Origin of the sequence: Pseudomonas sp. BIGb0558 (genome assembly GCF_024807515.1) — a bacterium.
Lineage (GTDB): Bacteria > Pseudomonadota > Gammaproteobacteria > Pseudomonadales > Pseudomonadaceae > Aquipseudomonas > Aquipseudomonas yamanorum_A.
This window is the reverse complement of sequence record NZ_JANUEW010000020.1, coordinates 85,087-110,693: the sequence shown is the minus strand read 5'-3', so window position 1 is coordinate 110,693 and position 25,607 is coordinate 85,087. Positions and strand designations below refer to the sequence as shown.

Annotated in this window: 24 protein-coding genes; 12 read left to right on the top strand and 12 right to left on the bottom strand. The window is 60.7% G+C overall.

What is annotated here, in order from left to right; translation table 11 throughout:
* Positions 1-141: 141 nt before the first annotated feature.
* A complete protein-coding gene (locus tag M2400_RS21985) occupies positions 142-516 on the bottom strand; it encodes a YajD family HNH nuclease (RefSeq protein WP_003210675.1) in 375 nt (124 codons plus the stop codon).
* Positions 517-651: 135 nt separating this feature from the next.
* Positions 652-1,338, bottom strand: a complete 687-nt coding sequence (locus M2400_RS21980) for a spermidine synthase (RefSeq protein ID WP_003210678.1) — start codon at positions 1,336-1,338, stop codon at positions 652-654.
* Positions 1,339-1,416: 78 nt separating this feature from the next.
* On the opposite strand from M2400_RS21980, the gene M2400_RS21975 reads away from it, so the two are divergent.
* Positions 1,417-1,704, top strand: a complete 288-nt coding sequence (locus M2400_RS21975; RefSeq protein ID WP_177113868.1) for a hypothetical protein — start codon at positions 1,417-1,419, stop codon at positions 1,702-1,704.
* Here M2400_RS21975 and M2400_RS21970 read toward each other — a convergent pair.
* A complete protein-coding gene (locus M2400_RS21970) occupies positions 1,701-2,174 on the bottom strand; it encodes a cyclic nucleotide-binding domain-containing protein (protein WP_010176525.1) in 474 nt (157 codons plus the stop codon). The two genes, M2400_RS21975 and M2400_RS21970, sit on opposite strands and share 4 nt — an antisense overlap.
* An 84-nt stretch (positions 2,175-2,258) precedes the next feature.
* Positions 2,259-4,313: a S9 family peptidase gene (locus tag M2400_RS21965; protein ID WP_259198039.1), complete on the bottom strand. Its 2,055-nt coding sequence runs from the start codon at positions 4,311-4,313 to the stop codon at positions 2,259-2,261.
* 90 nt (positions 4,314-4,403) lie between these two features.
* Between M2400_RS21965 and M2400_RS21960 the strand changes: the two genes are divergently transcribed.
* From M2400_RS21960 to M2400_RS21950, 3 genes are read left to right on the top strand one after another with little or no spacing between them, the layout of a single operon-like run.
* Complete coding sequence (locus tag M2400_RS21960; protein WP_256348139.1) at positions 4,404-4,880, top strand: MFS transporter; 477 nt, start codon at positions 4,404-4,406, stop codon at positions 4,878-4,880.
* Positions 4,881-4,911: 31 nt separating this feature from the next.
* Positions 4,912-5,688, top strand: coding sequence for a class II glutamine amidotransferase (locus M2400_RS21955; RefSeq protein WP_010176522.1), 777 nt, complete (start codon positions 4,912-4,914; stop codon positions 5,686-5,688).
* A gap of 11 nt (positions 5,689-5,699) precedes the next feature.
* Positions 5,700-6,242 (top strand): DUF2937 family protein, encoded by a 543-nt coding sequence (locus M2400_RS21950; RefSeq protein WP_003210684.1) that lies wholly within the window; start codon positions 5,700-5,702, stop codon positions 6,240-6,242.
* A 109-nt stretch (positions 6,243-6,351) separates the two neighbouring features.
* On the opposite strand, the gene M2400_RS21945 is transcribed toward M2400_RS21950, so the two are convergent.
* Positions 6,352-7,290, bottom strand: a complete 939-nt coding sequence (locus tag M2400_RS21945) for a LysR family transcriptional regulator (RefSeq protein ID WP_177113862.1) — start codon at positions 7,288-7,290, stop codon at positions 6,352-6,354.
* Between the two features lie 141 nt (positions 7,291-7,431).
* Here M2400_RS21945 and M2400_RS21940 point away from each other — a divergent pair, with 141 nt between their 5' ends.
* The 4 genes from M2400_RS21940 to M2400_RS21925 all read left to right on the top strand — a co-directional run bounded on the left by M2400_RS21940 (position 7,432) and on the right by M2400_RS21925 (position 11,153).
* Positions 7,432-8,718, top strand: coding sequence for an MFS transporter (locus M2400_RS21940; RefSeq protein WP_177044921.1), 1,287 nt, complete (start codon positions 7,432-7,434; stop codon positions 8,716-8,718).
* 70 nt (positions 8,719-8,788) lie between these two features.
* On the top strand, positions 8,789-9,532 hold the full coding sequence (locus M2400_RS21935; RefSeq protein WP_177121666.1) for a 5-oxoprolinase subunit PxpA: 744 nt from the start codon (positions 8,789-8,791) through the stop codon (positions 9,530-9,532).
* Positions 9,529-10,233 (top strand): 5-oxoprolinase subunit PxpB, encoded by a 705-nt coding sequence (pxpB, locus tag M2400_RS21930; protein WP_259198038.1) that lies wholly within the window; start codon positions 9,529-9,531, stop codon positions 10,231-10,233. The genes M2400_RS21935 and pxpB overlap by 4 nt, the downstream gene beginning before the upstream one ends.
* Positions 10,230-11,153, top strand: a complete 924-nt coding sequence (locus M2400_RS21925) for a biotin-dependent carboxyltransferase family protein (protein WP_259198037.1) — start codon at positions 10,230-10,232, stop codon at positions 11,151-11,153. The genes pxpB and M2400_RS21925 overlap by 4 nt, the downstream gene beginning before the upstream one ends.
* Positions 11,154-11,243: 90 nt before the next feature.
* Here M2400_RS21925 and M2400_RS21920 read toward each other — a convergent pair whose 3' ends face one another.
* The 3 genes from M2400_RS21920 to M2400_RS21910 all read right to left on the bottom strand — a co-directional run bounded on the left by M2400_RS21920 (position 11,244) and on the right by M2400_RS21910 (position 14,498).
* Positions 11,244-12,422, bottom strand: coding sequence for a VWA domain-containing protein (locus tag M2400_RS21920; RefSeq protein WP_010176516.1), 1,179 nt, complete (start codon positions 12,420-12,422; stop codon positions 11,244-11,246).
* An 11-nt stretch (positions 12,423-12,433) separates the two neighbouring features.
* Positions 12,434-13,279 carry a MoxR family ATPase gene (locus M2400_RS21915; RefSeq protein WP_003210690.1) on the bottom strand — a complete coding sequence of 282 codons (846 nt, stop codon included), beginning with the start codon at positions 13,277-13,279 and terminating at the stop codon, positions 12,434-12,436.
* A 142-nt stretch (positions 13,280-13,421) separates the two neighbouring features.
* The gene (locus M2400_RS21910; RefSeq protein WP_177044915.1) at positions 13,422-14,498 is read right to left on the bottom strand and encodes a DUF748 domain-containing protein; all 1,077 of its coding nucleotides are present in this window, start codon (positions 14,496-14,498) and stop codon (positions 13,422-13,424) included.
* Between the two features lie 123 nt (positions 14,499-14,621).
* On the opposite strand from M2400_RS21910, the gene cysK reads away from it, so the two are divergent.
* Complete coding sequence (cysK, locus tag M2400_RS21905; RefSeq protein ID WP_010176514.1) at positions 14,622-15,596, top strand: cysteine synthase A; 975 nt, start codon at positions 14,622-14,624, stop codon at positions 15,594-15,596.
* Between the two features lie 186 nt (positions 15,597-15,782).
* On the top strand, positions 15,783-16,721 hold the full coding sequence (locus M2400_RS21900) for an aspartyl/asparaginyl beta-hydroxylase domain-containing protein (RefSeq protein ID WP_017479171.1): 939 nt from the start codon (positions 15,783-15,785) through the stop codon (positions 16,719-16,721).
* Between the two features lie 256 nt (positions 16,722-16,977).
* Here the strand turns inward: M2400_RS21900 and M2400_RS21895 are convergent, their stop codons facing one another.
* The gene (locus M2400_RS21895; RefSeq protein ID WP_177079569.1) at positions 16,978-17,517 is read right to left on the bottom strand and encodes a hypothetical protein; all 540 of its coding nucleotides are present in this window, start codon (positions 17,515-17,517) and stop codon (positions 16,978-16,980) included.
* Positions 17,518-17,946: 429 nt separating this feature from the next.
* Here M2400_RS21895 and M2400_RS21890 point away from each other — a divergent pair, with 429 nt between their 5' ends.
* A complete protein-coding gene (locus M2400_RS21890) occupies positions 17,947-18,807 on the top strand; it encodes a DMT family transporter (protein ID WP_177113854.1) in 861 nt (286 codons plus the stop codon).
* A gap of 106 nt (positions 18,808-18,913) precedes the next feature.
* Here M2400_RS21890 and M2400_RS21885 read toward each other — a convergent pair whose 3' ends face one another.
* Both M2400_RS21885 and M2400_RS21880 read right to left on the bottom strand, forming a co-directional pair.
* The gene (locus M2400_RS21885) at positions 18,914-19,810 is read right to left on the bottom strand and encodes a DMT family transporter (protein ID WP_259198036.1); all 897 of its coding nucleotides are present in this window, start codon (positions 19,808-19,810) and stop codon (positions 18,914-18,916) included.
* Positions 19,811-19,883: 73 nt separating this feature from the next.
* Positions 19,884-21,494, bottom strand: coding sequence for a methyl-accepting chemotaxis protein (locus M2400_RS21880; protein WP_405046200.1), 1,611 nt, complete (start codon positions 21,492-21,494; stop codon positions 19,884-19,886).
* Positions 21,495-21,922: 428 nt separating this feature from the next.
* Here M2400_RS21880 and aceK point away from each other — a divergent pair, with 428 nt between their 5' ends.
* Positions 21,923-23,644 carry a bifunctional isocitrate dehydrogenase kinase/phosphatase gene (gene aceK, locus M2400_RS21875; protein WP_177044910.1) on the top strand — a complete coding sequence of 574 codons (1,722 nt, stop codon included), beginning with the start codon at positions 21,923-21,925 and terminating at the stop codon, positions 23,642-23,644.
* 33 nt (positions 23,645-23,677) lie between these two features.
* On the opposite strand, the gene M2400_RS21870 is transcribed toward aceK, so the two are convergent.
* Positions 23,678-25,561 (bottom strand): restriction endonuclease, encoded by a 1,884-nt coding sequence (locus tag M2400_RS21870; RefSeq protein WP_259198034.1) that lies wholly within the window; start codon positions 25,559-25,561, stop codon positions 23,678-23,680.
* Positions 25,562-25,607 lie beyond the last annotated feature (46 nt).

The following is a 25,607-nucleotide window of genomic DNA, read 5'->3' as shown; positions in this document are numbered from 1 at the left end:
AGCTTGCTCCCGCTGGGCTGCGTAGCGGCCCCAAGATTTTTGGGAGCGCTTCGCACTCCAGCGGGAGCAAGCTCCCTCGCCACAGCAAGCACCCTTGCCACAGCAAGCCTTCTCCCACAGCAAGTCGTTCATCACATTGCTTCAGTCGTCCTTCTTCATCAACCCGGCCAACGCCGCAAACGGGTTGTGCGTCGCTTTGGCAATCGTCGGGCTGCTGGTGGAGCCTTCGCCGAAATACTGCTGGTCGGTATACCGCGAGTGCTCGTTGTCGTGGCAATACAGGCACAGCAACTCCCAGTTGGAGCCGTCCTGGGGGTTGTCGTCATGGTTGTGGTTGCGGTGGTGCACGGTCAGTTCGCTCAGGCGCTTGCCGGCGAATTCACGGGCGCAGCGGCCGCACACATGGGGGTACATCTTCAGGGCTTTGTCGCGGTAGCCCATTTCCCGGTCGCGCTGGGCATCGGCGAGGATGCGGTCCAGCTTGGCGGTGTGGGAGGGCGGGTTGGTCGAGCTCATCATGGCTCCTGTCTTTTAGTGGATCACGGATAGCGTTGATTCTAGCTGCTTGCGGGCCAATAAACCTCCGGCTTTTTCAGCCGCAGGGCATGCCGGTGAGGAGTGTCAGAATTCAATCGAGGTGGTGCGCAACCGCTAGCCTTTCAGTTTTTCGGCAATCCAAATGGTATGCCGGGTGCCCTTGTTGCCATGGGCAAACACCTGCACTTCCTCGGCCTTGAAGCCGGCCTTGCGCAGCTTGTCGCTGAACTGCTTGTCGGCGCTGGCCGACCACACCGCCAGCACGCCCTTGGGCCGCAGGGCCTTGGCGCAGGCGCTGAGGCCACCGGCGGAATACAGCCAACTGTTGGCTTTTTGGGTCAGGCCTTCGGGGCCGTTGTCGACGTCCAGCATGATCGCGTCAAACCCCTGGGGCTCGGCCTGCAGCACCTTGGCCACGTCTTCCAGGCGGATCACGGTGCGCGGGTCCAGCAGCGGGCGGCCGGACTTTTCCCCCAGCGGCCCACGGTTCCACTCCACTACGCCGGGCACCAGCTCGGCGACCACCACTTCGGCGGTCTTGCCCAAGTGCTTGAGCGCCGCCGCCAGGGTAAAGCCCATGCCCAGGCCGCCAATCAATACCCGGGAACCGGGCCGACCGGCGACCTTGCGGCACGGAATCTCCGCCAGCGCGTCTTCGGAGCCGTGCATGCGCGTGTTCATCAACTGGCCACCGTCACCGCCCTGAATCTTGATGACAAAATCCTCACCGTATTCGAACAGGCACAAGGCACCGCCGTTGTCGGGGATCGGAGTGGTGTCCAGCAGAACGAAACGTTTCATGGAAATCTCATTGGGAAGGGCATTCTTGCGCGGTTGGGAGTAGCCTTACGACTTTACGGTCAGGCCATGGAGCCATCGATGAAGTGCAGCATTCTAACGGTCATTGTATGGGGCGCGCTCACCCTTAGCGGTGCGGCCGGGGCCCAGGAGTCGCAAACCGTGCCGATTACGCCCGCACCCGCTGCGGGTTCGCCGGGTACTGCAACGCCCACACCTTACCCGCAAGTCACGCCACCGGCGACGCCCAAGACCTCCGGCGGCGGTGAACCGATGCTGGCGCCTATCGTGTTGCCGACGCCGCCGAAGGACCAGACGATCCCCGGCTTGCAGCAGAACGACATCAAGCCCAAGTCCCCGGGCGGTTAAAACTGCTGGGACAGCAATTGCCCGTCCGCCATGCGCAGGCGTTTGGACAGGGCGATCGCAATCGCACGGATGATCTTGGCCGCGATTTTCGGCGCGTCGTTGAGCATTTTTTCCAGGGAATCCTTGCCCAGGTTCAACAGCACGCAATCGCTGGCCGCCACACAGCTGGCGGAACGGCGCTCGCCATCGAGTACCGCCATCTCGCCAAAGGCACGCCCGCTGCGCAAGGTGGCGATGGTCAGCCGCTGGCCTTCATGGTTGGTCTTCTGCACCGCCACCTGGCCGCTGTGAATGATGCACATGAACGTGCCGGCGTCGCCCTCGAGGAAAATCACCTCATCGCGGGCGATGCTGCTGATGTTGAAATAGCCCGCCGCCACATGGAAGTCTTCCGGCAGCAACGGGTCGAACAGGCCGCAATCCATCAGCATGTCGCGGATTTCGTTATTGAGTAAGGTCGGTTCTGGCATGAGGCTTACAGTCTTTGTCCATAAATCGTGCAGGGCGCGCGCCCGGCGGTCAGGTGTTCAGACCCGCCCGCCGAGCGGAGTTCCTTAAATCAGCCCCAGCGCCTTGAAAACAAATGCATATTCGAGTGCTACGTCACGTAATCCCTGGTAACGACCACTCATGCCGCCATGGCCGGCGCCCAGCTCGGTCTTGAGCAGCAGCAGGTTTTCGTCGGTCTTGGTGTCTCGCAGCTTGGCCACCCACTTGGCCGCTTCCCAATACTGCACGCGGCTGTCGTTGTAGCCGGCGATCACCAGCGTGGCCGGGTAGGCCTGGGCGCTGACGTTTTCGTACGGCGCATAGGCCTTGATTCGCTCATACACCTCGGGCTCTTCAGGGTTGCCCCATTCGTCGTACTCGGTGATGGTCAGCGGCAGCTCCGGGTCGAGCATGGTGTTGAGCACGTCGACGAACGGCACTTCGGCAATCGCCGCCTGGAACAGCTCCGGGCGTTGATTGAGCACCGCGCCGATCAACAGGCCGCCGGCGCTGCCGCCGCTGATGGCCAGTTGCTTGGAGGTGGTCAGGCCCTGGGCGATCAGGTGTTCGGCGCAGGCGATAAAGTCGCTGAAGGTGTTTTGCTTGTGCTCCTGCTTGCCGGCGCGGTACCAGGCTTCACCCAGCTCGCCGCCGCCGCGGACATGGGCAATGGCGAAGGCCACGCCACGGTCCAGCAAACTCAGGCGCGCGTGGGAGAACCACGGGTCGAGGCTATGGCCATAGGCGCCGTAGCCGTACAGGTAAAGCGGGGTCGGCTTGCCCAACTGGTCGCGGCGGACCACCAGGCTGATCGGCACCTGGGTGCCATCGGCCGAGGTCGCCCACAACCGCTGGCTGACGTAGTCGTCGGCGTTGAACACCCCCAGCACCGGGGTTTCCTTGAGCACCTGTTGTGCGCCGTTGGCCAGCTCCAGTTGACGGACCTGGGCCGGGCGGTTCAGCGCTTCATAGCGCAAGCGAATCTTGTCGCTGACAAATTCCAGGCTGTTTTGCACATAGAGGCTGTAGGCCGCGTCCGGGAGTTCCACCCGATAAGGCGCTTGGCCTTGCGGGTGCACTTCGATGATCGGCAGGCCGCCGATGCGCAAGCTCAGGGTCATGGCTCGGGCATTGAGGCTCACACCATCGAGCATCACCGCGTCGTCGTGGGGGATCAGGTTCTGCCAGTCGTCCTGGGTCGGCACGCTGCCGGTGTCGGCGGCCTGGAACAGCGCGAAGTTGATGCCGTCGCGGTTGCTGCGGATAAACCAGGCCCACTGGTCGTCCAGCTTGCCGTGGTCCACGTCATATTCATGGCCTTCGACCCGTGGCGCCATGCAGGTAAACGCCTGCTGCGGCTGCTCGGCGTCCAGCGCCCAGATCTCGCTGGTGGTCTTGCTGCCCAGGGCCAGCAGCAACTGGCGCTCGGAGCTTGAGCGGTAGCAGTGCAGGAAGAAACGACCGTCGGGCTCGTGGAACACTTCTTCGGCGGCGGTGCCGTCCAGGCGATAGCGATACAGCTTGTGCGGGCGGTGGGTGTCGTCCAGTTCGCTGAAGAACAGGGTCAAGCTGTCGTTGGCCCAGGTCATGCTGCCGTCGCAGTCTTCGAACTCCAGTTCGCTGACCTTGCCGGTGGCCAATTCCTTCACGTAGAGGGTGTAGATCTCTTCACCGCTGGTGTCCAGGCTGTAGGCCAGGCGCTGGTGGTCGGGGCTGATGCTGAAGGCACCGAGGGAGAAAAAGCCGCCGTTGGCCAGTTCGTTCGGGTCCAGCAGCAACTCTTGCGCGCTTTCGTCGACCTGTTGGCTGTCATCGGCCGGGCGCGGGCAGCGGTAATGGCGGGCGTACTCGTCGCCGGCGGTGGTGCGGGTGTAATACAGGTACGGGCCCCAGGGCGAGGGCAGCGACAGGTCGGTTTCGAGGATGCGGCCCTTGATCTCCTCGAACAGGGTTTCGCGCAGGGCCTGCTGGTCGGACAATTCTGCTTCTTGCCAGGCATTTTCCGCCTTGAGGTAATCGAGCACCTCGGTGCTGTCGCGCTCTTGCAGCCAGGCGTACGGGTCGGTGCCCGGGGCCTTGCGGGCGATCGGGGCGGCAGTGATGTGGGTCGATGGGGGCATGGATCACTCTCTGTCTGGCGGTTGGCCGACGGCATTGCAGCCTCGGCACTGAAAAGCCGTTATCATAGCGGCCTGTTTGCCTACCTTGCCATGGACACCATGACCGAGAACGACTATCTGATCGCTTGGGGCCTCTACGCCTTCGCAGCCCTGGGTTGCCTGTTGGTGTGGTTTGCCATGACCCGCTGGATGTGGCGCTGGCTGCGCGAGCCGTTGCGGCTGCTGATGGCGGTGCTGCTGTTCAGTCCGACCATTGTCGACCCGGTGAAGACCCAGTTTGCCCCGGCCGTGGCCATCACCGCCCTGGACCTGGTGCTCAAGGTCGGCAACAACGCCTGGCGGGCGATTTCGGATTTGTTCATGTATTCCATGATCGCGTTCGGTGTGTACCTGGTGTTTGTGCTGATCCGCTGGCCCATCGAACGTGCCGCCAAGGCTCGCCGTGAGCACAAAGCGGCAGCCGCCGCCGCTGCAGCGGCTGAGCCGGAGGACGACGAACCCTTCGCCGATGAGCGCTATGGTCGTCCGGCACCTGTCGGCGGCATGCGGGTCGAACCGCGCCTTTAACGTCGTACGCTCAGCAATCGAGAAGCCTGGCATGTGTGAATTATTGGGCATGAGTGCCAACGTACCGACCGATATCGTGTTCAGCTTTACCGGGCTGATGCAGCGTGGCGGACGTACCGGCCCCCACCGCGACGGTTGGGGCATCGCCTTCTACGAGGGCCGCGGCCTGCGGTTGTTCCAGGACCCGGCGGCCAGCAGCGAATCGGAAGTCGCGCTGCTGGTGCAGCGTTATCCCATCAAGAGTGAAGTGGTGATTGGCCATATCCGCCAGGCCAATGTGGGCAAGGTGTGCCTGTCCAATACCCACCCGTTCGTGCGTGAACTGTGGGGCCGCAACTGGTGTTTTGCCCATAACGGCCAACTGGCGGACTTCAATCCCCGCGCCACGTTCTACCGCCCGGTGGGCGATACAGACAGCGAAGCGGCGTTCTGCGATTTGCTCAACCGCGTGCGTGAAGCCTTCCCGGAGCCGGTGGACATCGAACAGGTGCTGCCGGACCTGATTGCGGCCTGCAGCGAATACCGCAGCAAAGGCGTGTTCAATTGCCTGCTGAGCGACGGCGACTGGCTGTTCTGCTATTGCTCGACCAAACTGGCGCAGATCACCCGGCGTGCGCCGTTTGGCCCTGCGCGCCTGAAAGATGTCGACGTGATCGTCGATTTTCAGGCCGAAACCACGCCAAATGATGTGGTGACGGTGATTGCCACCGAACCCCTGACCGAAAACGAGACCTGGACCCGCTACGAACCGGGCCAGTGGAGCCTGTGGCGACGCGGCGAATGCGTGTCCCAAGGTACAACCGAGTAAGGACGCCGAATATGTTGCTCAGCTATTTGCGACTGGTGCTGTTTGCTGTGGGCCTCTTAGTGGGTGTGCAGGTGCCGGGGTTTATCAGCGACTACGCCAAGCGCGTCGAAGCCCACCTGATCGAAGCCCAGACCGGTTTGCGCGGCTTCGACGCCACGGCGCAGCAGTTCTTCAACGGTGACTTGCAGGCGCTGGTGGCCCATTACCGCGCCAGTGACGACCCGGTGTTTCGCAGTGATGCCAACAGCCTGGGCACTTTGCTTGACCGTCAGGTAGCGCTGGATAAACAGTTCCAGGCGATGCAGGGCCCGTGGTACATCCGCGCGCTGCAAGTGGCCGTGGCCGCCGACCCGGCGATTCGCCAGGAAACCTGGAACGGCTACAGCTACATGCTGTTGCTGACTCCGGAAGCCATGGGGTGGGGCTTGGGCGGGGCGATGCTGTTGTCGTTTGGCATCGAATGCCTGTTCCGCCTGATCGACTGGGTGGTGTTGGGCGGCAAGCGCCTGCGCCAGAGCCGGCCAATCGAAGAGCGCGACCTCAAAGGACTTTAAAATGTGGGAGCTGGCTTGCCTGCGATAGCATCACCTCGGTGTAACTGACAGACCGAGTTGACTGCATCGCGGGCAAGCCCGGCTCCCACATAATCCCGCTCCCACAGTTTTAAATCGGTTCCTTCAGTGGAATGGGCTTGCTCAGCACCATCAAATCCTCGCCCACTTTCTGCGCATACCGCCCCACCACGATCTGGCACAGCGCCACAATCTCCTCCACCAACTCCACCCCGACCCGCCACGACACCACCACCTGCAGGTTCGGCGGGCGTTGCGCCATGGCCAGCAGGGTCATCTCGCCCCGCGCCAATTCTTCCCTGACCAGCACCGGTGGCAATGCGCCAATCCCGAACCCGTCGCGCAGCAAGCGGGTGATTGCCGACACCGAATTCACGCAGTTCATCCGGGGCGCGGCCACGCCGTTGGCCTGCATCAGGCTGAGCACGTCCTGGTGCGGGCAAGAGTTTTTCGAGTAGGTGATGATGCGCTCCTGGGCCAGTTCGGCGAGGGAGGCGTAGTCGCGGTTGTGGATCGAATCGCTGGCGACGATCCAGCCCATGGGGTGGCTGCCCAGTTCCAGGCTGCGCAGGGTTTCCTGGCGCAGCAGGTCGGTTTGCAGGATCAGGTCCAGAAAGCCTTTTTGCAGTTGATCGATGAGGTTGAACGAGGTGTCGGCCACCAGTTCGATCTCCACCCGCGGGAAGCGCTCCATCAGCTCGGTCACCAGCGGGCTGAGCCAGGTATGGATCACCGTGTCCATTGCACCGATGCGGATCCGTCCGACCTGGCTGCTGGTGGTTTCCAGGGACTGCTTCAGCCCTTGCATGGTGGCCATCATCTGCTCGGCGTAATCGAGCACCTTCACGCCTTCCGGCGTCAGGCTCACGCCGCGGGAATCGCGCAGGAACAGTTTCACCCCCAGTTCACTTTCCAGCACCGCGATGCGGCTGGAAATCGACGCCTGGGTGGTGAAGAGCTTTTCGGCGGTGAGGCGAAAGCTCTTGAGCTTGGCCACCCAGACGAAGGTTTCAAGGAACTTCAAATTCATGGGATCAACTTTTTCTTATGCATTGGGGCGGTTTTTATTAGTTGGACGCAGCAGGGGTCGCACGCCAAAAATCGGCCCGTCTCACGATAAGCGTCGTAGGGGCCCAGAACAATACCAATAATATTCACGTGGAGATCCGCCATGAGTGCGCCCGATACCCTGGAGGTGGCCAAGCCCGAACGCCGCGCCGGACCTTTTGACTGGTACCGCAATATCAACCAGCAGGAGCGTCGTACGTTCTGGAGCTGCAAGATCGGTTACGGCCTGGATGGGATGGACACCCAGATGCTGAGCTTTGTGGTCCCCACGCTGATTGCGATGTGGGGCATTACCACTGGCCAGGCAGGCTTGATCCACACCAGCACCCTGATCGCCTCGGCGCTGGGCGGCTGGATCGCCGGCATCCTGTCGGACCGCATTGGCCGCGTGCTCACCCTGCAATTGACGGTGCTGTGGTTTGCGGTCTTCACCTTCCTGTGTGGCCTGGCGCAAAGCTACGACCAGTTGCTGGTGGCCCGTACCTTGATGGGCTTTGGGTTTGGCGGTGAATGGACCGCCGGCGCAGTGCTGATGGGCGAGGTGATTCGCGCCAAGGACCGCGGCAAGGCGGTGGGCATGGTGCAATCCGGCTGGGCGCTGGGCTGGGGCATCACGGCGATTCTCTACGCATTGCTCTACTCCTGGTTGCCACCGGAAGACGCCTGGCGTGCGCTGTTCATGTTGGGCCTGCTGCCGGCGATCTTCGTGATTTTTGTGCGTCGGCTGGTCAAGGACCCGGAGATTTATCGCGAAGCCAAGGCCAAGGAAGCGCCGAGCAACCCGGCGAAGTTCTACGAGATTTTTGCCCCCGGCATGCTCAGCACGACGATTCGCGCTTCGTTGCTGACCACCGGCGCGCTGGGCGGGTATTACGCCATCACCTCCTGGTTGCCGACTTTTCTGAAAAACGAACGGGGCCTGAGCGTCCTCGGTACCGGCGGTTATCTGGCGATGGTGATCGTGGGTTCCTACGTCGGTTACGTGATCAGTGCCTACATGACCGACCTGCTCGGGCGCAAAAAGAACTTTATTTTATTCGCCGTCGGCTCGTTCATCATCGTCGTGCTCTACACCCAATTGCAGGTCAGCAACCAGGTCATGCTGTGGCTGGGCTTCCCCCTGGGCTTTTTTGCCTCGGGGATTTTCAGCGGCATGGGCGCGTTTCTCACCGAGCTGTTCCCCACGCGGATTCGCGGTTCCGGCCAGGGCTTCTGCTACAACATCGGCCGGGCACTCGCGGCGTTTTTCCCGCTGCTGATTGGCCTGCTGAGCCAGAAGGTGCCGCTGAGCATGGGCATTGGCGGGTTTGCGGCGGTGTCCTACGGCGTGGTGATTCTCGCGGCCCTGAGCCTGCCGGAAACCCGTGGCAAGCAGCTGGAAGCACAGTAACCTGAACGTTGCGGGATCTTGAAGAAAGGTCCCACACTAGAAAAATATAAAGACTACAGGAGCCCTCACCGTGAGCCGCCTGCTATTGAACTGCGACATCGGCGAAAGCTTTGGCAACTGGACCTTGGGTCTGGACGCCGAGGTGATGCCGTTCATTGATTGCGCCAACGTTGCCTGCGGCTTCCACGCCGGCGACCCGAGCATCATGCGCAAGACCGTCAGCCTGGCCTTCCAGCATGGCGTGCAGGTGGGGGCGCACCCGGCGTACCAGGACCTGCAGGGTTTCGGGCGCCGTTCCATGGCCTACACCCCGCAGGAAATCCAGGACCTGTTGCACTACCAGATCGGCGCCCTCGACGGCATTTGCCGGGCCCAGGGCGGGCGGGTCAGCTACGTCAAACCCCATGGCGCGATGTACAACGACATGATGGCCAAGCCCGCGCAATTGCGCGCGGTGATCCAGGCCGTGGCGGCCTACGACGCCAGCCTGCCCTTGATGCTGATGGCCACGCGCGACAACAGCGCCGCCCAGGCCCTGGGTGACGAATATGGCGTGACCCTGTGGTTCGAAGCCTTCGCCGACCGGGCCTATGACAGCGCTGGCCATCTGGTCTCCCGGCAGTTGCCGGGCGCGGTGCACCACGATCCGGAAAAGATCATCCAGCAGGCCTTGATCATCGCCCGCGGTGAACAGCTGGTCGCCAGTGATGGCAGCCCGTTGCACCTGCAAGCCAATACCTTGTGCGTGCATGGCGATAACGCCAGTTCGGTGGCCGCCGTGCAGCGCATCCGCGAGGCGTTGACCCCAGCATGAAGCCACGGATTGAAGTGGTGGCCATCGACTGCCTGATGGTGCGCCTGTTTGAGGTGATCGCCGAAGACAACATGCCCTGGATGCTCGCCGCCACCCGGCGTTTGCGGGAGAGTTTTGGCCCGGCACTGGTGGACCTGGTGCCGTCCTACACGACCCTGATGGTGCACTACGACCTGCTGGCGCTCGACCCAGGCCAGGCGCGGGAGCTGATCAATCAGGCGCTCGAAGACTTGCAGCCAGAACCCAAGGGCAGCGGGCAGTGCCATGTGTTACCGGTCTGGTATGACCTGAGTGTCGGCCCCGAACTGACATTACTCGCCCAGCGCAGCGGGTTGGCGGTGGAGGAGGTGATTCGTCGCCACAGTCAGCACGAGTACCAGGTTTTCGCCTTGGGCTTTGCCCCGGGGTTTGCCTTTATGGGCCTGGTGGACGAATTGCTCGCGACGCCTCGGCTCAGTACCCCGCGCAAGCGAGTGGCAGCGGGCAGCGTGGGGATCGCCGAACGGCAGACAGCGGCCTATCCGGTGGTGTCGCCGGGTGGCTGGAACCTGATCGGCCGCACGCCGGCCAAGCTGTTTGACCGCGAGCGCGAGGGCTACAGCCTGATGCAACCGGGGGACACCGTGCGTTACGCAGCGGTCAGTCATCGTGAATTCATCAACCTGGGCGGTGATGACACGCCGTTGGAGGCACAGGTATGAGCCGCTTGCTGATCGAGGCCAGCACACCGCTGTGCCTGTTGCAGGACGCTGGACGCTTTGGCGTAAGGCATTTGGGCGTCACCCAGGGCGGCGCGCTGGATTGGGTGTCGATGTCGTGGGCCAACTGGTTGCTGGGTAACGCCCTGGATGCACCGGTGGTGGAAATCACCCTGGGTGGCTTGACGGTGCAGGCCGAGGATTACTGCCTGCTGGCACTGGCCGGGGCGGACTTGGGCGCTTATATCGATGAGCGCGCGATCAGCCCGGGGCGCAGTTTTATTCTGCAAAAAGGCCAGCGTTTGCGTTTTACCCAGCCTTTCAGCGGTGCACGGGCCTACTTGGCTGCGCCGGGCGGGTTTGATGCGCCGCAGGTGCTGGGCAGTTGCGCCACGGTGGGCCGTGAGGAGCTGGGCGGGCTGGATGGTTTTGGCCGGGCGCTGGCTGAAGGTGCGCAGCTGACGTATTCAGGCACGGGCGGTGCAATGCGGGAGTTGTCCGCCGGGCAGTTGCCGAAACTGGACACGAAGGCGCCACTGGAAGTGATCCTCGGCGCGCAGATCGGCCAGTTTGGCGGCCAGAGCCTGTTTGATGTGTTCAACAGCGAATGGACCCTCGACAGCCGCGCCGACCGCATGGGCATGCGCTTGTTGGGCACGCCGCTGGAGTATCAGGGGCCGTCGCTGATCTCGGAAGGCATCCCGCTGGGGGCTATCCAGGTGCCGCCGGACGGGCAGCCGATCGTGTTGCTCAATGACCGGCAGACCATCGGAGGTTATCCGCGATTGGGCGCGTTGACGCCATTGGCACTGGCGCGGCTGGCGCAGTGTTTACCGGGGGAGAAAGTGCGTTTGGCGCCGGTCGTGCAGGAGACGGCGCATCGACAGCAAGTGGAGTATTTGCGCCGCTTTATGAACCGCTGAAAGCATCGCAGGCAAGCCAGCTCCCACAGTTTGGAATGCATTTCCCTGTGGGAGCTGGCTTGCCTGCGATGACGTCGGTGAGTGCTCCGCCTATTTGGAAAGAAAGCGCATCCCTTCCTCAAGCCCCCGCAACGTCAACGGAAACATCTGGTCCTCGATCAAATCCCGAACAATCCCGGTGGAGGCCGTGTAGCCCCAGGTATCTTTCGGATACGGATTAATCCAGATCAGCTTTTTGTACTTCTCCATGAACCGCTGCATCCACACGTACCCGGGCTCTTCATTCCAGTGCTCGACGCTGCCGCCAGCCTGGGTGATTTCATACGGCGCCATGGCCGCATCGCCGATAAAGATCACTTTGTAGTCGGCGCCGTACTTGTGCAGCAAGTCCTGGGTCGATGTGCGCTCGGAGGTGCGGCGCATGTTGTTCTTCCACACCGATTCATAAATGAAGTTGTGGAAGTAGAAGTACTCCAGGTGCTTGAACTCGGTCTTGCACGCGGAGAACAGCTCTTCGCAGGTCTTCACGTGGGCATCCATCGAACCGCCGATGTCGAACAGCAACAGCAGCTTGATGGTGTTGCGCCGCTCCGGGCGCATCTGGATATTCAGCAACCCGGCATCCCGGGCCGTGTGGTCGATGGTGCCGTCGATGTCCAGCTCTTCGGCCGCACCCTGGCGCGCGAACTTGCGCAGGCGGCGCAGGGCGATCTTGATATTGCGCGTGCCCAGTTCCACCGAGTCATCGAGGTTCTTGTACTCGCGCTGGTCCCAGACCTTGACCGCCTTGCCCTGGCGCTTGCCGGCGTCACCCACGCGAATGCCCTCGGGGTTGAAACCGCCGGAACCGAACGGGCTGGTGCCGCCGGTGCCGATCCACTTGTTGCCGCCGGCGTGGCGTTCTTTCTGTTCTTCCAGGCGTTTCTTGAATTCTTCGATCAGCTTGTCGAGGCCGCCAAGGGACTGGATCTGCGCGCGCTCTTCGTCGGTCAGCGAACGCTCGAACTCCTTGCGCAGCCAGTCTTCGGGGATCAGCGCCTGTAGGTGATCGTCGAGTTTTTCCAGGCCATTGAAATAGGCGCCAAAGGCCCGGTCGAACTTGTCGAAATGCCGTTCGTCCTTCACCAGGATCGCCCGGGCCAGGTAGTAGAACTCGTCCATGTCGGCGAAGGTCACGCGCTGTTTCAGCGCGTTGATCAGGTCCAGCAGCTCGCGCACCGAGACCGGCACCTTGGCTGCACGCATTTCATTGAACAGATTGAGCAGCATGGCAATCGCCCTTATCGGTTACCGCGACGGCTCATGAACGCCAGGCGTTCCAGCAGCTGCACGTCTTGCTCGTTTTTCACCAGGGCACCGGCCAGGGGCGGGATGGCCTTGGTGGGGTCACGCTCGCGCAGCACCGCTTCGCCGATGTTGTCGGCCATCAGCAGTTTGAGCCAGTCCACCAGTTCGGAGGTGGACGGTTTTTTCTTCAGGCCCGGTACCTTGCGCACGTCGAAGAACACGTCGAGGGCTTCGCTGACCAGGTCTTTCTTGATGTCGGGGTAGTGCACGTCGACGATCTTTTGCAGGGTGGTGCGGTCCGGGAAGGCGATGTAGTGGAAGAAGCAGCGGCGCAGGAAGGCGTCCGGCAGCTCTTTTTCGTTGTTGGAGGTAATGATGATGATCGGGCGTTTCTTGGCCTTGATGGTCTCGTCGATTTCGTAGACGTAGAACTCCATCTTGTCGAGTTCCTGCAGCAGGTCATTGGGAAATTCGATGTCGGCCTTGTCGATTTCGTCGATCAGCAGAATCACCCGCTCCTCGGACTCGAAAGCCTCCCAGAGCTTGCCCTTTTTCAGGTAGTTGCGAACGTCATGCACCTTGTCCACACCCAGTTGCGAGTCCCGCAGGCGGCTCACCGCGTCGTACTCGTAGAGGCCCTGGTGGGCCTTGGTGGTGGACTTGATGTGCCAGGTGATCAGCTTGGCACCAAAGGACTCGGCCAGTTGTTCGGCGAGCATGGTCTTGCCGGTGCCCGGTTCACCCTTGACCAGCAGTGGCCGCTCCAGTGTGATGGCGGCGTTGACGGCCAGTTTCAGGTCATCGGTGGCAACGTAGGCCTGGGTGCCTTCGAACTTCATCTATCAATCCTCGAACGTGACGCCGAACGGTGCAGCACCGAAGCGGGCGAGTAATCAGCTTTGCCCGACTATACCGCGCAGCCCCGGCGACTGTGAACGCAGACGGGCTATTCAGTCTCTGAATGGGCAGTCACGTTGAATATCAATCTGTCGAGGGCTTGGGCTGTTCATAACGGGCGTTGAAGGCCTGGACAAAACCATTGCGCAAAATCTGCAAAAACGCCTGGAACGCGCTGATATCTTGCTGGTGTACGTTGCCGCTCAGCTCCACGCGGGTGGCAAACTGGTTTTTGTTCTGGTTTTTCAGCACGGTCTCGCTGGCGCCCACCACTGCCTCCCAGATCGAACGGAAGATGCCCTTGTCCTTGTTCTCCACGTCCTGTTGCCAGTTGAACACCTCGACGTTGCGCAGCAAGGGCTTGATGTAGCCCGTCAACTGGGCTTTTTCGGCCTGGGCCTCCACCACCAGGTCGCCGGTGCCGGCATTGAAGTCGAACTTGCCGTAGGCCGAGGCGAAGTCATTCATGCGTTTGAGCTCGATATCCTTGGCCCGGAAACGGAATTCGAAGTTTTCGAAATTGCTCAAGGGGTCGAACGTGGCGGTGGCTTCCAACGGTGCCTGGCCCAAAAACAGCGCCTTGCCGTCGAAGCGCGCGTCGCGCTGGCCTTTTACATCCACCACATTGGTCAGGTTGTAGAAGCTGGCGTTGACTTGGGTGGCGTATAGATTGACCGGCGGTTTCGAGCTGAAGTTATGGAAGGCGATCTTTCCGTCGTCGATGCGCACCTCGTTGAGGGTGATCGGCAACAGTTTGCCCAGCTGTGCCCGCCAGTCGGTGCCCTGACCGGTCTGGGACGCCTGCTTGTTGGTGCCGCCGTCGACGAAGTTCAGCTCCGGCTTGATGAACTGTGCCTCGGCCACTACTGCGTGGTCGTACCACAGCGAGTGCCAGCTGACCGACAGGTCGATCACCGGCGCCTTGACGAACGGTACCGGTACCTTGCCGTCGACCTTGACGATCTGCAAGCCGTTGATTCGATACGCGCCGCGCCATAACGCGAGGTCAACGTCGGTGACCTGGCCACGGTAATCGCCCATGTCGGCGAGTTTGTCATTCAGGTAATTGCGCACCAGATAGGGCAGGGCGATATCCAGGACGACCAGCAGTACCACGACCCCGACGAGGGTCCAGAGCGGCCAACTGTAGCGACGTTTCATGGGAATTTTCTCCATCCGTGTAGGCGATTGACTGCGGGCGCCGCCGGACGTTCGCTTGACTGGACGCGTTGCAACACGAGGCATACCCTTGGGGCCTTCCTGAAATTGCCTTAAGGACCCGTCATGAGCCGCATTTTTGCAGACAACGCGCACTCCATCGGTAACACGCCCCTGGTTCAGATCAACCGCATCGCCCCCCGTGGCGTGACCATCCTGGCCAAGATTGAGGGGCGTAACCCGGGGTATTCGGTGAAGTGCCGGATTGGCGCGAACATGATCTGGGACGCTGAAGGCAGCGGCAAACTCAAGCCGGGCATGACCATTGTCGAGCCAACGTCCGGCAACACCGGGATCGGCCTGGCGTTTGTCGCCGCCGCCCGTGGTTACAAACTGTTGCTGACCATGCCCGCATCCATGAGCATCGAGCGCCGCAAGGTGCTCAAGGCCCTCGGCGCCGAACTGGTGTTGACCGAGCCGGCCAAGGGCATGAAGGGCGCCATTGAAAAAGCCGGCGAAATCCTCGCCAGCGATCCGGCCAAGTACTTCATGCCGGCCCAATTCGAAAACCCGGCCAACCCGGCGATCCACGAGAAAACCACCGGTCCGGAAATCTGGAATGACACCGATGGCGCCGTGGACGTGCTGGTGGCGGGCGTGGGCACCGGCGGCACCATCACCGGGGTGTCGCGCTACATCAAGAACATCCAGGGCAAGCCGATTCTGTCGGTGGCGGTGGAGCCCATCAGCTCGCCGGTGATTACCCAGGCGCTGGCCGGTGAAGAGATCAAGCCCAGCCCCCACAAGATCCAGGGTATCGGCGCCGGTTTTGTGCCGAAAAACCTCGACCTGTCGATGGTCGACCGGGTCGAACTGGTCAGCGACGAAGAGTCCAAGGCCATGGCCTTGCGCCTGATGCAGGAGGAGGGGATTCTGTGCGGTATCTCTTGTGGCGCGGCGATGGCCGTGGCGGTGCGCCTGGCAGAGAAGCCGGAAATGCAGGGCAAGACCATCGTCGTGGTGCTGCCGGACTCCGGTGAACGCTACCTGTCGAGCATGCTGTTCGCCGATTTGTTTACCGATCAGGAAAACCAGGCTTGATTCAAATCAGCGCGATGGCACGGGCCTTATGCATAATTGGCCCATCATCGCGCACCGCAGGATGCTTATTGTTGGAGTGCGCGGGTTTTTCCCGAGGCCCGGAGTGTTTATCATGGCCGGCTGCTACGTCTGGTTTCCCGATAACGGGAGGCTAATGGCCAGACGCCTATTTCCAGGAGTTGCTGCATGACCTTTTCTTTGGCCGCCAAACTGTCGGTGTTGCTGCTGTTTATCGGCAGCACGCTGTATGTGCATTTGCGTGGCAAGGCCCGTTTGCCGATGTTGCGTCAGTTCGTCAACCATTCGGCGCTGTTCGCCCCGTATAACGCCTTGATGTATATCTTCTCTGCCGTGCCGTCCAAGCCGTACCTGGACCGCAGCAAGTTCCCGGAGCTGGATGTGCTCAAGGACAACTGGGAAGTGATTCGCGAAGAGGCCATGCACCTGTTCGACGAGGGTTACATCCGCGCCGCCGAGAAGAACAATGACGCCGGTTTCGGTTCGTTCTTCAAGAAGGGCTGGAAGCGTTTCTACCTCAAGTGGTACGACAAACCGTTGCCGTCGGCTGAACTGCTGTGCCCGAAAACCGTGGCCCTGGTCAGCAGCATTCCCAACGTCAAGGGCGCGATGTTTGCCCTGTTGCCCGGTGGCAGCCACCTCAACCCGCACCGCGACCCGTTTGCCGGTTCCCTGCGTTACCACCTGGGGCTGTCTACGCCCAACTCCGATGACTGCCGCATCTTCGTCGACGGCCAGGTATACGCCTGGCGCGACGGTGAAGACGTGATGTTCGACGAAACTTACGTGCATTGGGTGAAGAACGAAACCGAGCACACCCGGGTGATTCTGTTCTGCGACATCGAACGCCCGCTGAGCAGCCGCCTGATGACCCGCATCAACCGTTGGGTCAGCGCCCAACTGGGCCGTGCTACCGCGCCACAGAACCTGGACGACGAACGCGTTGGCGGGATCAACCAGGCGTATGCCTGGAGCAAGCGCTTCAGCGACAGCTTCAGCGGTGTGGTCAAGCAGTGGAAGCGCAAGCATCCGAAGGCGTATCGCATCCTGCGGCCGGTGCTGGCAGTGGTGGTGCTGACGGCGTTGGGGTATTGGTTGTTTGGCTGATCCAAGTGCCTGAAACGAAAAAGCCGCTCTGTTGGAGCGGTTTTTTTATGGGGGATTATTTACGGCCTGCCAATACGCCTGCTGGCTCGTCGACTCCCTCAAGGAGAGCTCGAAGTATGCGTGGATCAATTGCCGGGAGCTCATCGGTAAGCTGTTCGTGGCTACGGGCTGATTTTTTGTTTTTTGTTGCTTTATTTTGAACGAGACCTTTCATGGTGTCTCCGAATTGATCATTAATTGATCGATGGTCTGGATCCTAAGCGCTGCCTATTTCCTTTGCAAGCCTGCCTGACGCATCGAATGTAAAGCCCAGTTTTTCGTAGGCTGGAACTGCTCCCGGTAAAGGCTCCTGGATTTCGATGGCCTTGCTGCCAACGATCCGTACGTAATGCTCTACCGCCATCAACGCTAGCGGGGCAATGTAACCGCGCAGTGAATGACCACCTCCTGGTTTTGCCTCTAATCGGACGATCCGCATCCTTAGCCGGCTGTGGTTCGGGTTGGCAAAGCACAGTCCACAGAGTTCACGATCCAACCAGATTGAAAGGTCGAAATACATCAGCTCTTTCGCTTTCCACTGTACGACCTCTTCCCATGAAAAGCAGGGCGACTCCCATGTGTGATAAGCATCCAGGGCAGCCCCATTTATTGCTTCAAATCGGACGTGCGTGAGGTTTGGTATACCGTCGGTTGCGTGCTCCAATTTGGTCGGCAATCGGGCAAGTGTTGCGTTGGCAAAGTTGCGGGCTTTTGACCTATTCAACTGGTACCTGAGAAAGGTGTGTGGTCGCGGCATTTTTTCTCTTGAGGTTGTGGGGGCTGGTTTTTCCAGCCTAGGCATGCACCCATCGCCTGTCCTTACTGGCCTTTTGGCAAACTCATTGCAAAGCATGTCCCCTGCTGGTTATAGTCGGCCACTGGTGTTTTCAGACACCGTATTCATCCCCTCAAAAAAGATCAGCACATGCCAGCTTCCCTGCGCATAGCGGTAGTCGATTCAGCGGTCAACGCTGCGGTCGTGCCGTGCGGGAACCAGCAGCCTGCGCAGATCAGTCACTACCCCCCACCTGTCAGTAGCACGCCGGTGTACGCAGTCGTATCACCGCCGGGTGTTGGCATTTCGGGCTGATCAGCTGATTGCTGTTCCCCTGTGCCCGCCTGAAAAAAACCTACTGAATTTCAGCTGTTGCTGAGTTGGCTTTTTGCCTGATCACAGGTGGTATCCATGTCTGTTCTTTCGAAACAATCCGTGGCCGCGGCGGCCTCGACGAGCCTGTTTGTCTTGCTGTGGAGCAGCGGGGCAATTTTCTCCAAATGGGGCCTGGCCCACGCCTCACCCTTTGCATTTCTGCTGATCCGTTTTGCCATCGCCCTGGCGGGGCTGGTGATTCTGGTGCCGGTCCTCAAACTGAAATTGCCACGCCCCGGCAAGCCGATGCTCTACGCGGCGGCCACCGGCCTGGTGCTGTTGGGGGCTTACCAGATTTTCTATCTGCTGGCCCTGGACCTCAAAGTGACGCCGGGCATGATGGCGACCATCATGGGCGTGCAACCTATCCTTACCGTGGTGTTGATGGAGCGCCGGCGTTCCTGGAGCCGGATGTTCGGCCTGGCGCTGGGGTTGGCGGGGTTGATCATGGTGGTGTATCAGGGCATCGGCATGTCCGGTATGTCCCTGGCGGGGATGCTCTTCGGCTTGCTGGCCCTGGCCAGCATGACCTTCGGCTCGATCATGCAGAAACGCATCACCGATAACCCGTTGGGTACGCTGCCGGTGCAGTACCTGGCCGGCTTGGTCCTGTGCTCGGTGTTTGTGCCGTTCCAGCCGTTTCACTTCGAACACAGCATCGGCTTTTTCGTGCCGGTGCTGTGGATGGGGCTGGTGGTGTCACTGCTGGCGACACTGTTGCTGTACCGGCTGATCGCCCGGGGCAATCTGGTGAATGTCACCAGTCTGTTCTACCTGGTGCCGGCAGTGACGGCGGTGATGGACTACCTGATCTTCGGCAACCGCCTGGCAATGCTGAGCTTGCTGGGGATGGGCTTGATCATTGTCGGATTGGCTTTTGTGTTCCGTAAGAGCTGATCAACCCCCCCTGTAGGAGCGAGCTTGCTCGCGAAGGACGTCAACGATAACGCGGGAAGCCTGACCCCCCGCGTTGATCTTTCGTTTTTCGCTAGCAAGCTAGCTCCTACAAGGATTTGGCCAATTTCCCTGGCCGAAGCACCAGCCACAACGCCCCCGCAATCAACAACCCGCCATACAGATGCGCCATGGACAGCGGCTCATCCAGCAGCAACGCGCCCCACAACACCCCGAACGGCGGAATCATGAAGGTCACGGTCATCGACTTCACCGGGCCGATGGACGTCAGCAGGCGGAAGTACAGGATGTAGGCAAACGCCGTACACACCAGCCCCAATCCCAGCAGCGACAGCCACACAGGCCAACCACCCCAACTGACCGGTGGATGGCTGATGGCACTCCAGGCAAACAGCGGCAGCAGAAACAGCGTGGCCCCCAGCATGCTGCCCAAGGCCGCGAGGCGACTGTCCAGGCCGCCCCGTTGATCGAGCCAGCGCCGCGCCAAAAAGCCCGCGAAGCCATAACAGGTGGTCGCCAACAGGCACGCCAGCGCGCCCATCAGCAATTCCATATCGAAGGCCACCGGCCCCGCGCGGGTCAGGATGCCCACACCGAACAAACCCAGGCACACCCCGGCAATTTTTGACGGGGTCAAGCGCTCACTGAAAAACAGCCCGCCAATCATCACGCCCATCAGAGGCGTCGTGGCATTGAAGATCGCCGAGTAACCGGCCGGCAGCACTTGGGCCGCCACCGAATACATAGTGGCGGGAATACCCGAGTTGATCACGCCCAGCAACAGCACCGTCTTGAACTTGCCCTGGAAATCCCAACTCACCCGCATCAAGGCGAGGATCACCAGCAGCCCGGTGGCGGCAATCGACACCCGGAAAAACGCAGTAGGAAGGATGCCGATTTCCGGCGCGATAATCCTCATGAACAGAAAACTCGCGCCCCAGATAGCGGCCAGCACCAACAGGTGCAGGGTGTCGACAGGTCTCACGGAAAAACTCCTACTCGATAAGGGCGGAAGTGTTGCCCACGGGCCTGCCTGACACAATCGCTAATACATGTTTTTACAGCACGAAACGGGTCACCAAGCCATTGAGGTCCACCGCCAGCCGCGACAGCTCCTGGCTGGCCGCCGAGGTCTGGGTGGCTCCGGCTGCGGTTTGTGTCGACAGATCCCGAATGTTCACCAGGCTGCGGTCCACTTCACGGGCCACCAACGCCTGCTGCTCGGCGGCACTGGCGATCACCAGGTTGCGCTGGCTGATCTGCGAGATCGCCGCGGTGATTTTCTCCAGCGCGCTGCCGGCGCTATTGGCCCGTTGCAAGGTCTGGCCGGCGTGTTCGGCGCTGCTGTTCAGGGCGCCGACGGTGTCCTGGGTACCTTGCTGGATACCGTTGATCATCTGCTCGATTTCTTCGGTGGAGTCCTGGGTGCGTTGTGCCAGGGAGCGCACTTCGTCCGCCACCACCGCAAAACCACGACCGGCCTCGCCTGCGCGGGCCGCCTCAATCGCTGCGTTGAGTGCCAGCAGGTTGGTCTGCCCGGCGATCCCGCGAATCACTTCCAGTACCTTGCTGATGTCCTGGGCCTGCGCCGCCAGGCCTTCGGCTTTGGTCGAGGCGCCGAGCACTTCGTCCACCAGGTTCTGGATCGAGCTGATGGTTTCGCTGATCTGGTAGTGGCCGTGTTTGCTGTCTTCGTCGGAGGCCTTTGAGGCTTCGGCGCTGGACACCGCATTGCCTGCCACTTCGTCGACTGCCGCACTCATCTGCGTCACGGCGGTGGCCGCCTGTTCGATCTCGTCGTTCTGCGCCTGCAGGCCACGGGTGCTCTGTTCCATCACCGAACTCATCTCTTCCGCCGCCGATGCCAGCTGTTGCGAGGACTCGCTGATGCCACGGATGGTTTCCTGCAGGTTGGCCTGCATGGTGGCCAGGGCGGTGAGCAGTTGGGCCGCTTCATCCTTGCCCTCCACGATGATCGGCCGGCTCAGGTCGCCGGACGCGATGGTGCGGGCCACTGTCAGTGCCTGGCCGATGGGCGTGGTGATGCTGCGGGTCAGGAGCCAGGCCAGCAACAAGGTGGCCAGCAGGGCGGTAAGGATAATGGTGCCCACTACCCACTGGGCGCTGGTGTACATCCGGGCCGCTGATTCTGCTGCGTCCTCCACACCTTTCTGGTTGAAGGTGATCATGTCTTCCAGGCTTTTATTGAGGACCGTGCCCTGGGGCGCCAGGCGGCTGTTGAGCAGGTCCATGGCGTTTTGCTGTTGGTCCTGGTCGACCAATTGAATCATCTGGGCGACGATCGTCATGTAGCTCGCAACGTTGGCTTTCAACTGCTTGAGCATGTCGCGTTCTTGCTCGTTGTTCAGCAGGGCTTCGTGGCGCTTAAGCAATTCTTCAAGGTCAGCGCGTTGGCGGGTGATCAGGTTTTTGCTGTTGTCCCGCACTCTGGATTCATCAGTGGTCAGCAAGCGCAACGCTTCCAGACGGATGCTGGCGACATAGGCGGCGCTGTCGTGGATGTTCTCAATGCTCGGCATCCATGATTCTTCGATGACCAGCGCGCTTTCTCGCAGCTTGGCCATCTGGCCCAGGCCAAACAGGCCGACTACGATCAACAGACTGGCCAGAACCCCAAAACTCAGACTGGCACGCAGACCGATCCCCATATTCCTCAATGACATCTCAATGCTCCTTGGGCGATTAGAACCTGTTCCCGGATCGGTCTTCTGACCTTGTTAGGGTGGGAGAGGGCGCGCTATATAGCAAAGAGCCATCACTCTTGTAATCAGGGTTTCCCTTACGTTGGATCCAATGCTCGCCTGGTAACTGAGGCCAGGCGCGGTAGAGCAAAAACTCTCATTTACCCGGGGGCTCGCGGGCAAGGCACGCCGCTCAAGGCCTGCAGGTGAAACGTTTAATGGCGAAAGAGTGACTGAGTGATGCTTTTACTGACCGATTGGTCGAATTAAATAAACAGTAAATAAATGTACGAAATGAACAATCTTGTACAAGGCTGTATGAAAAATGACCCTTCTCCTGTTCTCGTACACTGGCTAAGCTCAGCTCACTCCAGATGCCCGCAGAGGTTTCCCAAATGCCGCAGCAAACGCCAGCCCTCGACATTGCGCAGATGATCCTCGACGGCTTCGACGACTACCGCGAGCACTTCCGCCAGATCACCGACGGCGCCCGGGAACGTTTCGAAAAGGCGCAGTGGCAGCAAGGGCAGGCGGCTTCGGCTGCACGCATCAATCTGTATGAAGACAAGGTCAGCGAAGTCACGGCGCGGTTGCGGGAAGCCTTTGATGAGGCCGTATTACTCGACATTGGCCTCTGGCCGCTGGTGAAAAGCGCCTACATCAGCCTGATCGACCTGCGGTTTGACGATGAGCTGTCCGAGACCTGGTACAACTCGACGTTCTGCGGCCTGTTCAGCCATGACCTGATCAGTGACGGCTGCATGTTCATTCATACCACCCGGCCCAGCCTGCGCCGCGCCCGTGCTGCGCAAACCCGCACCTACAAGCCCGGCGGCAAGCTGGCGGGCATGCTGGAACAGATGTTCACCGACTACCGCTTCAGCGAGCCTTACGCCGACCTGCCCGCTGACCTGCGCCGCCTGGAAGCACAACTGCGGGAAAACCTGCCGGACTGGGTGTGCAAAGACCCGGACCTCAACGTCGAACTGTTTTCCTCGGTGTTGTACCGCAACAAAGGCGCGTACCTCGTAGGGCGTATCTACACCCGCGATGAGCAATGGCCGCTGGTGATTCCGCTGCTGCACCGGGAAGGCCGCGGTATCCAGATCGATGCACTGATCACCGACGAGGCCGATGTGTCGATCATCTTCTCGTTCACCCGTTCCTATTTCATGGTGGATGTGCCGGTACCGGCCGAGTTTATCGGCTTCCTCAAGCGCATCCTGCCGGGCAAGCACATTGCCGAGCTGTACACCTCCATCGGCTTCTACAAGCACGGCAAATCCGAGTTCTACCGGGCGCTGATCAACCACCTCGCCACCACCGACGACCAGTTCATCATGGCGCCGGGCGTGCGCGGCATGGTCATGAGCGTGTTTACTCTGCCGGGCTTCAATACCGTGTTCAAGATCATCAAGGACCGGTTTTCGCCGTCGAAAAACGTCAACCGCGCCACCGTGATCGAGAAGTACCGGCTGGTGAAAAGTGTCGACCGGGTAGGGCGCATGGCTGACACCCAGGAGTTCGCCGACTTCCGTTTTCCGCTGAGCAAGTTCGAGCCCGAATGCCTGGCTGAGCTGCTTGAAGTCGCCGCCGGCACTGTCGAGGTGGAAGGCGATACCGTGCTGATCCGCCACTGCTGGACCGAGCGGCGCATGACTCCGCTCAACCTCTACCTGGAAAACGCCAACGAAGCTCAGGTGCGCGAAGCGCTGGAAGACTACGGCCTGGCGATCAAACAACTGGCGGCGGCGAATATTTTCCCCGGCGACATGCTGCTGAAGAATTTTGGCGTCACCCGTCACGGCCGCGTGGTGTTCTACGACTACGACGAAATATGCTTCCTGACCGAGGCCAACTTCCGGCATATCCCGGCGCCGCGCACCCCCGAAGATGAAATGGCCTCCGAGCCCTGGTACTCCATCGGCCCGCTGGATGTGTTCCCGGAGGAATTCCCGCCGTTCCTGTTTGCCGATTCCGGCCAGCGCAGGCTATTCGATGAACTGCATGGCGAGTTGTACAACGCCGACTATTGGAAAAGCCTGCAAGAGGCGATTCGCGCCGGCAAGGTGATCGATGTGTTTCCTTACCGGCGCAAGGGGCTGGATAACGAATAGGGCAACGGGCGGAACATTGCCCTTGAGCTCCTGTTATGCAGGCGGCTGCCACTGACGACTTAACGGCGGGGTATCGGCCCCCTCGTTCAAGGCTTTTAGGTGTGCTTCATAGCCTTCCCTGACCTGCGCCGGTACACCCACGACGGGCGCGTGCACGGGAGGCGTGTTTGCTCCCTCGGCCATGGCCTTTTCAATAAAGGCCTGGCTGCCAAGGTGGCGCAAGTTGATCACTTCATTAATGAAATCAGTGGCGCCGGCATTGTCGATATTCGGGTATCGATCGGCGATTCCGGCACGCAGCATGGTGCGATCATCCGCCGTAAAGTTATTCTCACCCTTGGCCACATAGGCGGGCATGAGCCCCGACAGGGCGGCCGTTGAGGCCTTCACCGTGCCCAATTGAGGGGATACGACCACCGACGGTACCTGGCTCGATGTCTGGTTTTCCACTTCTGCCGCAACGCCACGTGGGCCTTTTTTCTCCAGCGCCTGCTGTTGGAAATAAGCCCGGGCCGCCAGGTAGTCCGTCACCTGATGCTTCAATACCTGCATTGCCGGTGCGAAGACCGTGGTTGCGGCCCACGCCTGCTGGTATTGCTGAATGTCTGTCGCGCTGGCGCCTTGCAAGATCAACTGCGACAACCGCTCGGCCTGTTCGCCAGGAAGGTGCTCCAGCTGCTGGAAAATACGCTCGGCGGCATGGTCCAGATAACTGTGCTGAACATTCCCCGCCAGTTGCGCCACGGCGGCACCGACAATGAGCAGGCCGTTACTGCTGTCGCTACCGCGTGTTTGCAGGCCCAGGACGGTCTTGTAGGGCTGGTCGCTATAAATCTGATCGTAGTCGTAGATTGGTTCCAGTGTCCCCTGCAGGGCTCCCAGTATTGCGCCGGCGCTTCCAGGTTTATTGATATCCTGACCCAGGGCGTACACGTAGTAATCGGCGTCCAGGGTTTTGCGCGTTGCCTGTGGGTTATCGCCGGGAGCACTGTAGCTCAGCCGTAAAGGGGCACCTCCAGGCGTGGTAGCCGGGTGGATGTCCAGTGCATCCACCGAGACCAGGTGGTTGTTCGCCACCTCTGGCGCAAATTTCAGCTGATGACCGTCGAGCAGCACCGGTCGGGTGCTCCGAATCAGCCAATCAACATGGGCCCCCAGTTCTCCCGCGCGCTCGACCGCATCAATGCCGGCGTTGGGGCCGTGCACTACCACGTGTTTACCCGCGAATTTTTCAGGATGGCTGTCGGTTTCCCGCATGAACTCGTCCAGGTCCAATACCTTGCCGCGCAGGGCCTCCTGCTGGTGCAGCTGGATGTTATCCAGGCGTTTTTCTGCCAATGTCTGGGGGCCGTCGTTGTTCCATAAGCGAGTGTGCGGCCCGGCGCCCATGCCGAGCACGACTTGGCGGCTGTCTAACGTCTGGCCGTTGTCCAGCTGAATTTGATAGGTGCCGTTTTTCAGCTGGCGAATGCTGCTGACCTGTGTCGGCAGGTGTTCTGCCCCAAGCGCTTGTGCCCGATCCAGCTGCTGCTGGTTACTCGCTGCAAACTCGGCCCGATCCGCGTATCCGGGGTTGTAGGCGGGAGCCTTGGGGCCCCACTGGTCGATGATTTCATGTTGGTGATTGATGTAGCCTTGGCCGCGAACAGATGCCGACCAAGGGTCTTCCTGGCCGATAATGCTCACTTTGCCCCGCAGGGGTTGCTGTTGGTCACCTGCGGAAAATCGCCCGTTCAGTTCGTTGGCCAGATAGGCCACGCTGCTGCCGACACCGACAAAGGTCAGGTCGCGCACCCGGTGAGGATCAAGTGGTTTGTCGGCGTTGGTGACGGCCTGGTTGCCCGTTGTGGGTGATGTGAGGGTTAGGGTATTGGCTCTTTGGGGCTGCGGGTCATGCAGTGTCTTTCCGATCAGCATCAGGATAATCCTCTTTCAAAAAGGCCCCATCCGCGGGCATAAAGAA

Coding starts and splice junctions, on each gene's coding strand:
- M2400_RS21985 (WP_003210675.1), bottom strand. CDS start 516: ATGAGCTCGACCAACCCGCCCTCCCACACCGCCAAGCTGGACCGCATC.
- M2400_RS21980 (WP_003210678.1), bottom strand. CDS start 1,338: ATGAAACGTTTCGTTCTGCTGGACACCACTCCGATCCCCGACAACGGC.
- M2400_RS21975 (WP_177113868.1), top strand. CDS start 1,417: ATGAAGTGCAGCATTCTAACGGTCATTGTATGGGGCGCGCTCACCCTT.
- M2400_RS21970 (WP_010176525.1), bottom strand. CDS start 2,174: ATGCCAGAACCGACCTTACTCAATAACGAAATCCGCGACATGCTGATG.
- M2400_RS21965 (WP_259198039.1), bottom strand. CDS start 4,313: ATGCCCCCATCGACCCACATCACTGCCGCCCCGATCGCCCGCAAGGCC.
- M2400_RS21960 (WP_256348139.1), top strand. CDS start 4,404: ATGGACACCATGACCGAGAACGACTATCTGATCGCTTGGGGCCTCTAC.
- M2400_RS21955 (WP_010176522.1), top strand. CDS start 4,912: ATGTGTGAATTATTGGGCATGAGTGCCAACGTACCGACCGATATCGTG.
- M2400_RS21950 (WP_003210684.1), top strand. CDS start 5,700: ATGTTGCTCAGCTATTTGCGACTGGTGCTGTTTGCTGTGGGCCTCTTA.
- M2400_RS21945 (WP_177113862.1), bottom strand. CDS start 7,290: ATGAATTTGAAGTTCCTTGAAACCTTCGTCTGGGTGGCCAAGCTCAAG.
- M2400_RS21940 (WP_177044921.1), top strand. CDS start 7,432: ATGAGTGCGCCCGATACCCTGGAGGTGGCCAAGCCCGAACGCCGCGCC.
- pxpB (WP_259198038.1), top strand. CDS start 9,529: ATGAAGCCACGGATTGAAGTGGTGGCCATCGACTGCCTGATGGTGCGC.
- M2400_RS21925 (WP_259198037.1), top strand. CDS start 10,230: ATGAGCCGCTTGCTGATCGAGGCCAGCACACCGCTGTGCCTGTTGCAG.
- M2400_RS21920 (WP_010176516.1), bottom strand. CDS start 12,422: ATGCTGCTCAATCTGTTCAATGAAATGCGTGCAGCCAAGGTGCCGGTC.
- M2400_RS21915 (WP_003210690.1), bottom strand. CDS start 13,279: ATGAAGTTCGAAGGCACCCAGGCCTACGTTGCCACCGATGACCTGAAA.
- M2400_RS21910 (WP_177044915.1), bottom strand. CDS start 14,498: ATGAAACGTCGCTACAGTTGGCCGCTCTGGACCCTCGTCGGGGTCGTG.
- cysK (WP_010176514.1), top strand. CDS start 14,622: ATGAGCCGCATTTTTGCAGACAACGCGCACTCCATCGGTAACACGCCC.
- M2400_RS21900 (WP_017479171.1), top strand. CDS start 15,783: ATGACCTTTTCTTTGGCCGCCAAACTGTCGGTGTTGCTGCTGTTTATC.
- M2400_RS21895 (WP_177079569.1), bottom strand. CDS start 17,517: ATGCCGCGACCACACACCTTTCTCAGGTACCAGTTGAATAGGTCAAAA.
- M2400_RS21890 (WP_177113854.1), top strand. CDS start 17,947: ATGTCTGTTCTTTCGAAACAATCCGTGGCCGCGGCGGCCTCGACGAGC.
- M2400_RS21880 (WP_405046200.1), bottom strand. CDS start 21,494: ATGGGGATCGGTCTGCGTGCCAGTCTGAGTTTTGGGGTTCTGGCCAGT.
- aceK (WP_177044910.1), top strand. CDS start 21,923: ATGCCGCAGCAAACGCCAGCCCTCGACATTGCGCAGATGATCCTCGAC.
- M2400_RS21870 (WP_259198034.1), bottom strand. CDS start 25,561: ATGCTGATCGGAAAGACACTGCATGACCCGCAGCCCCAAAGAGCCAAT.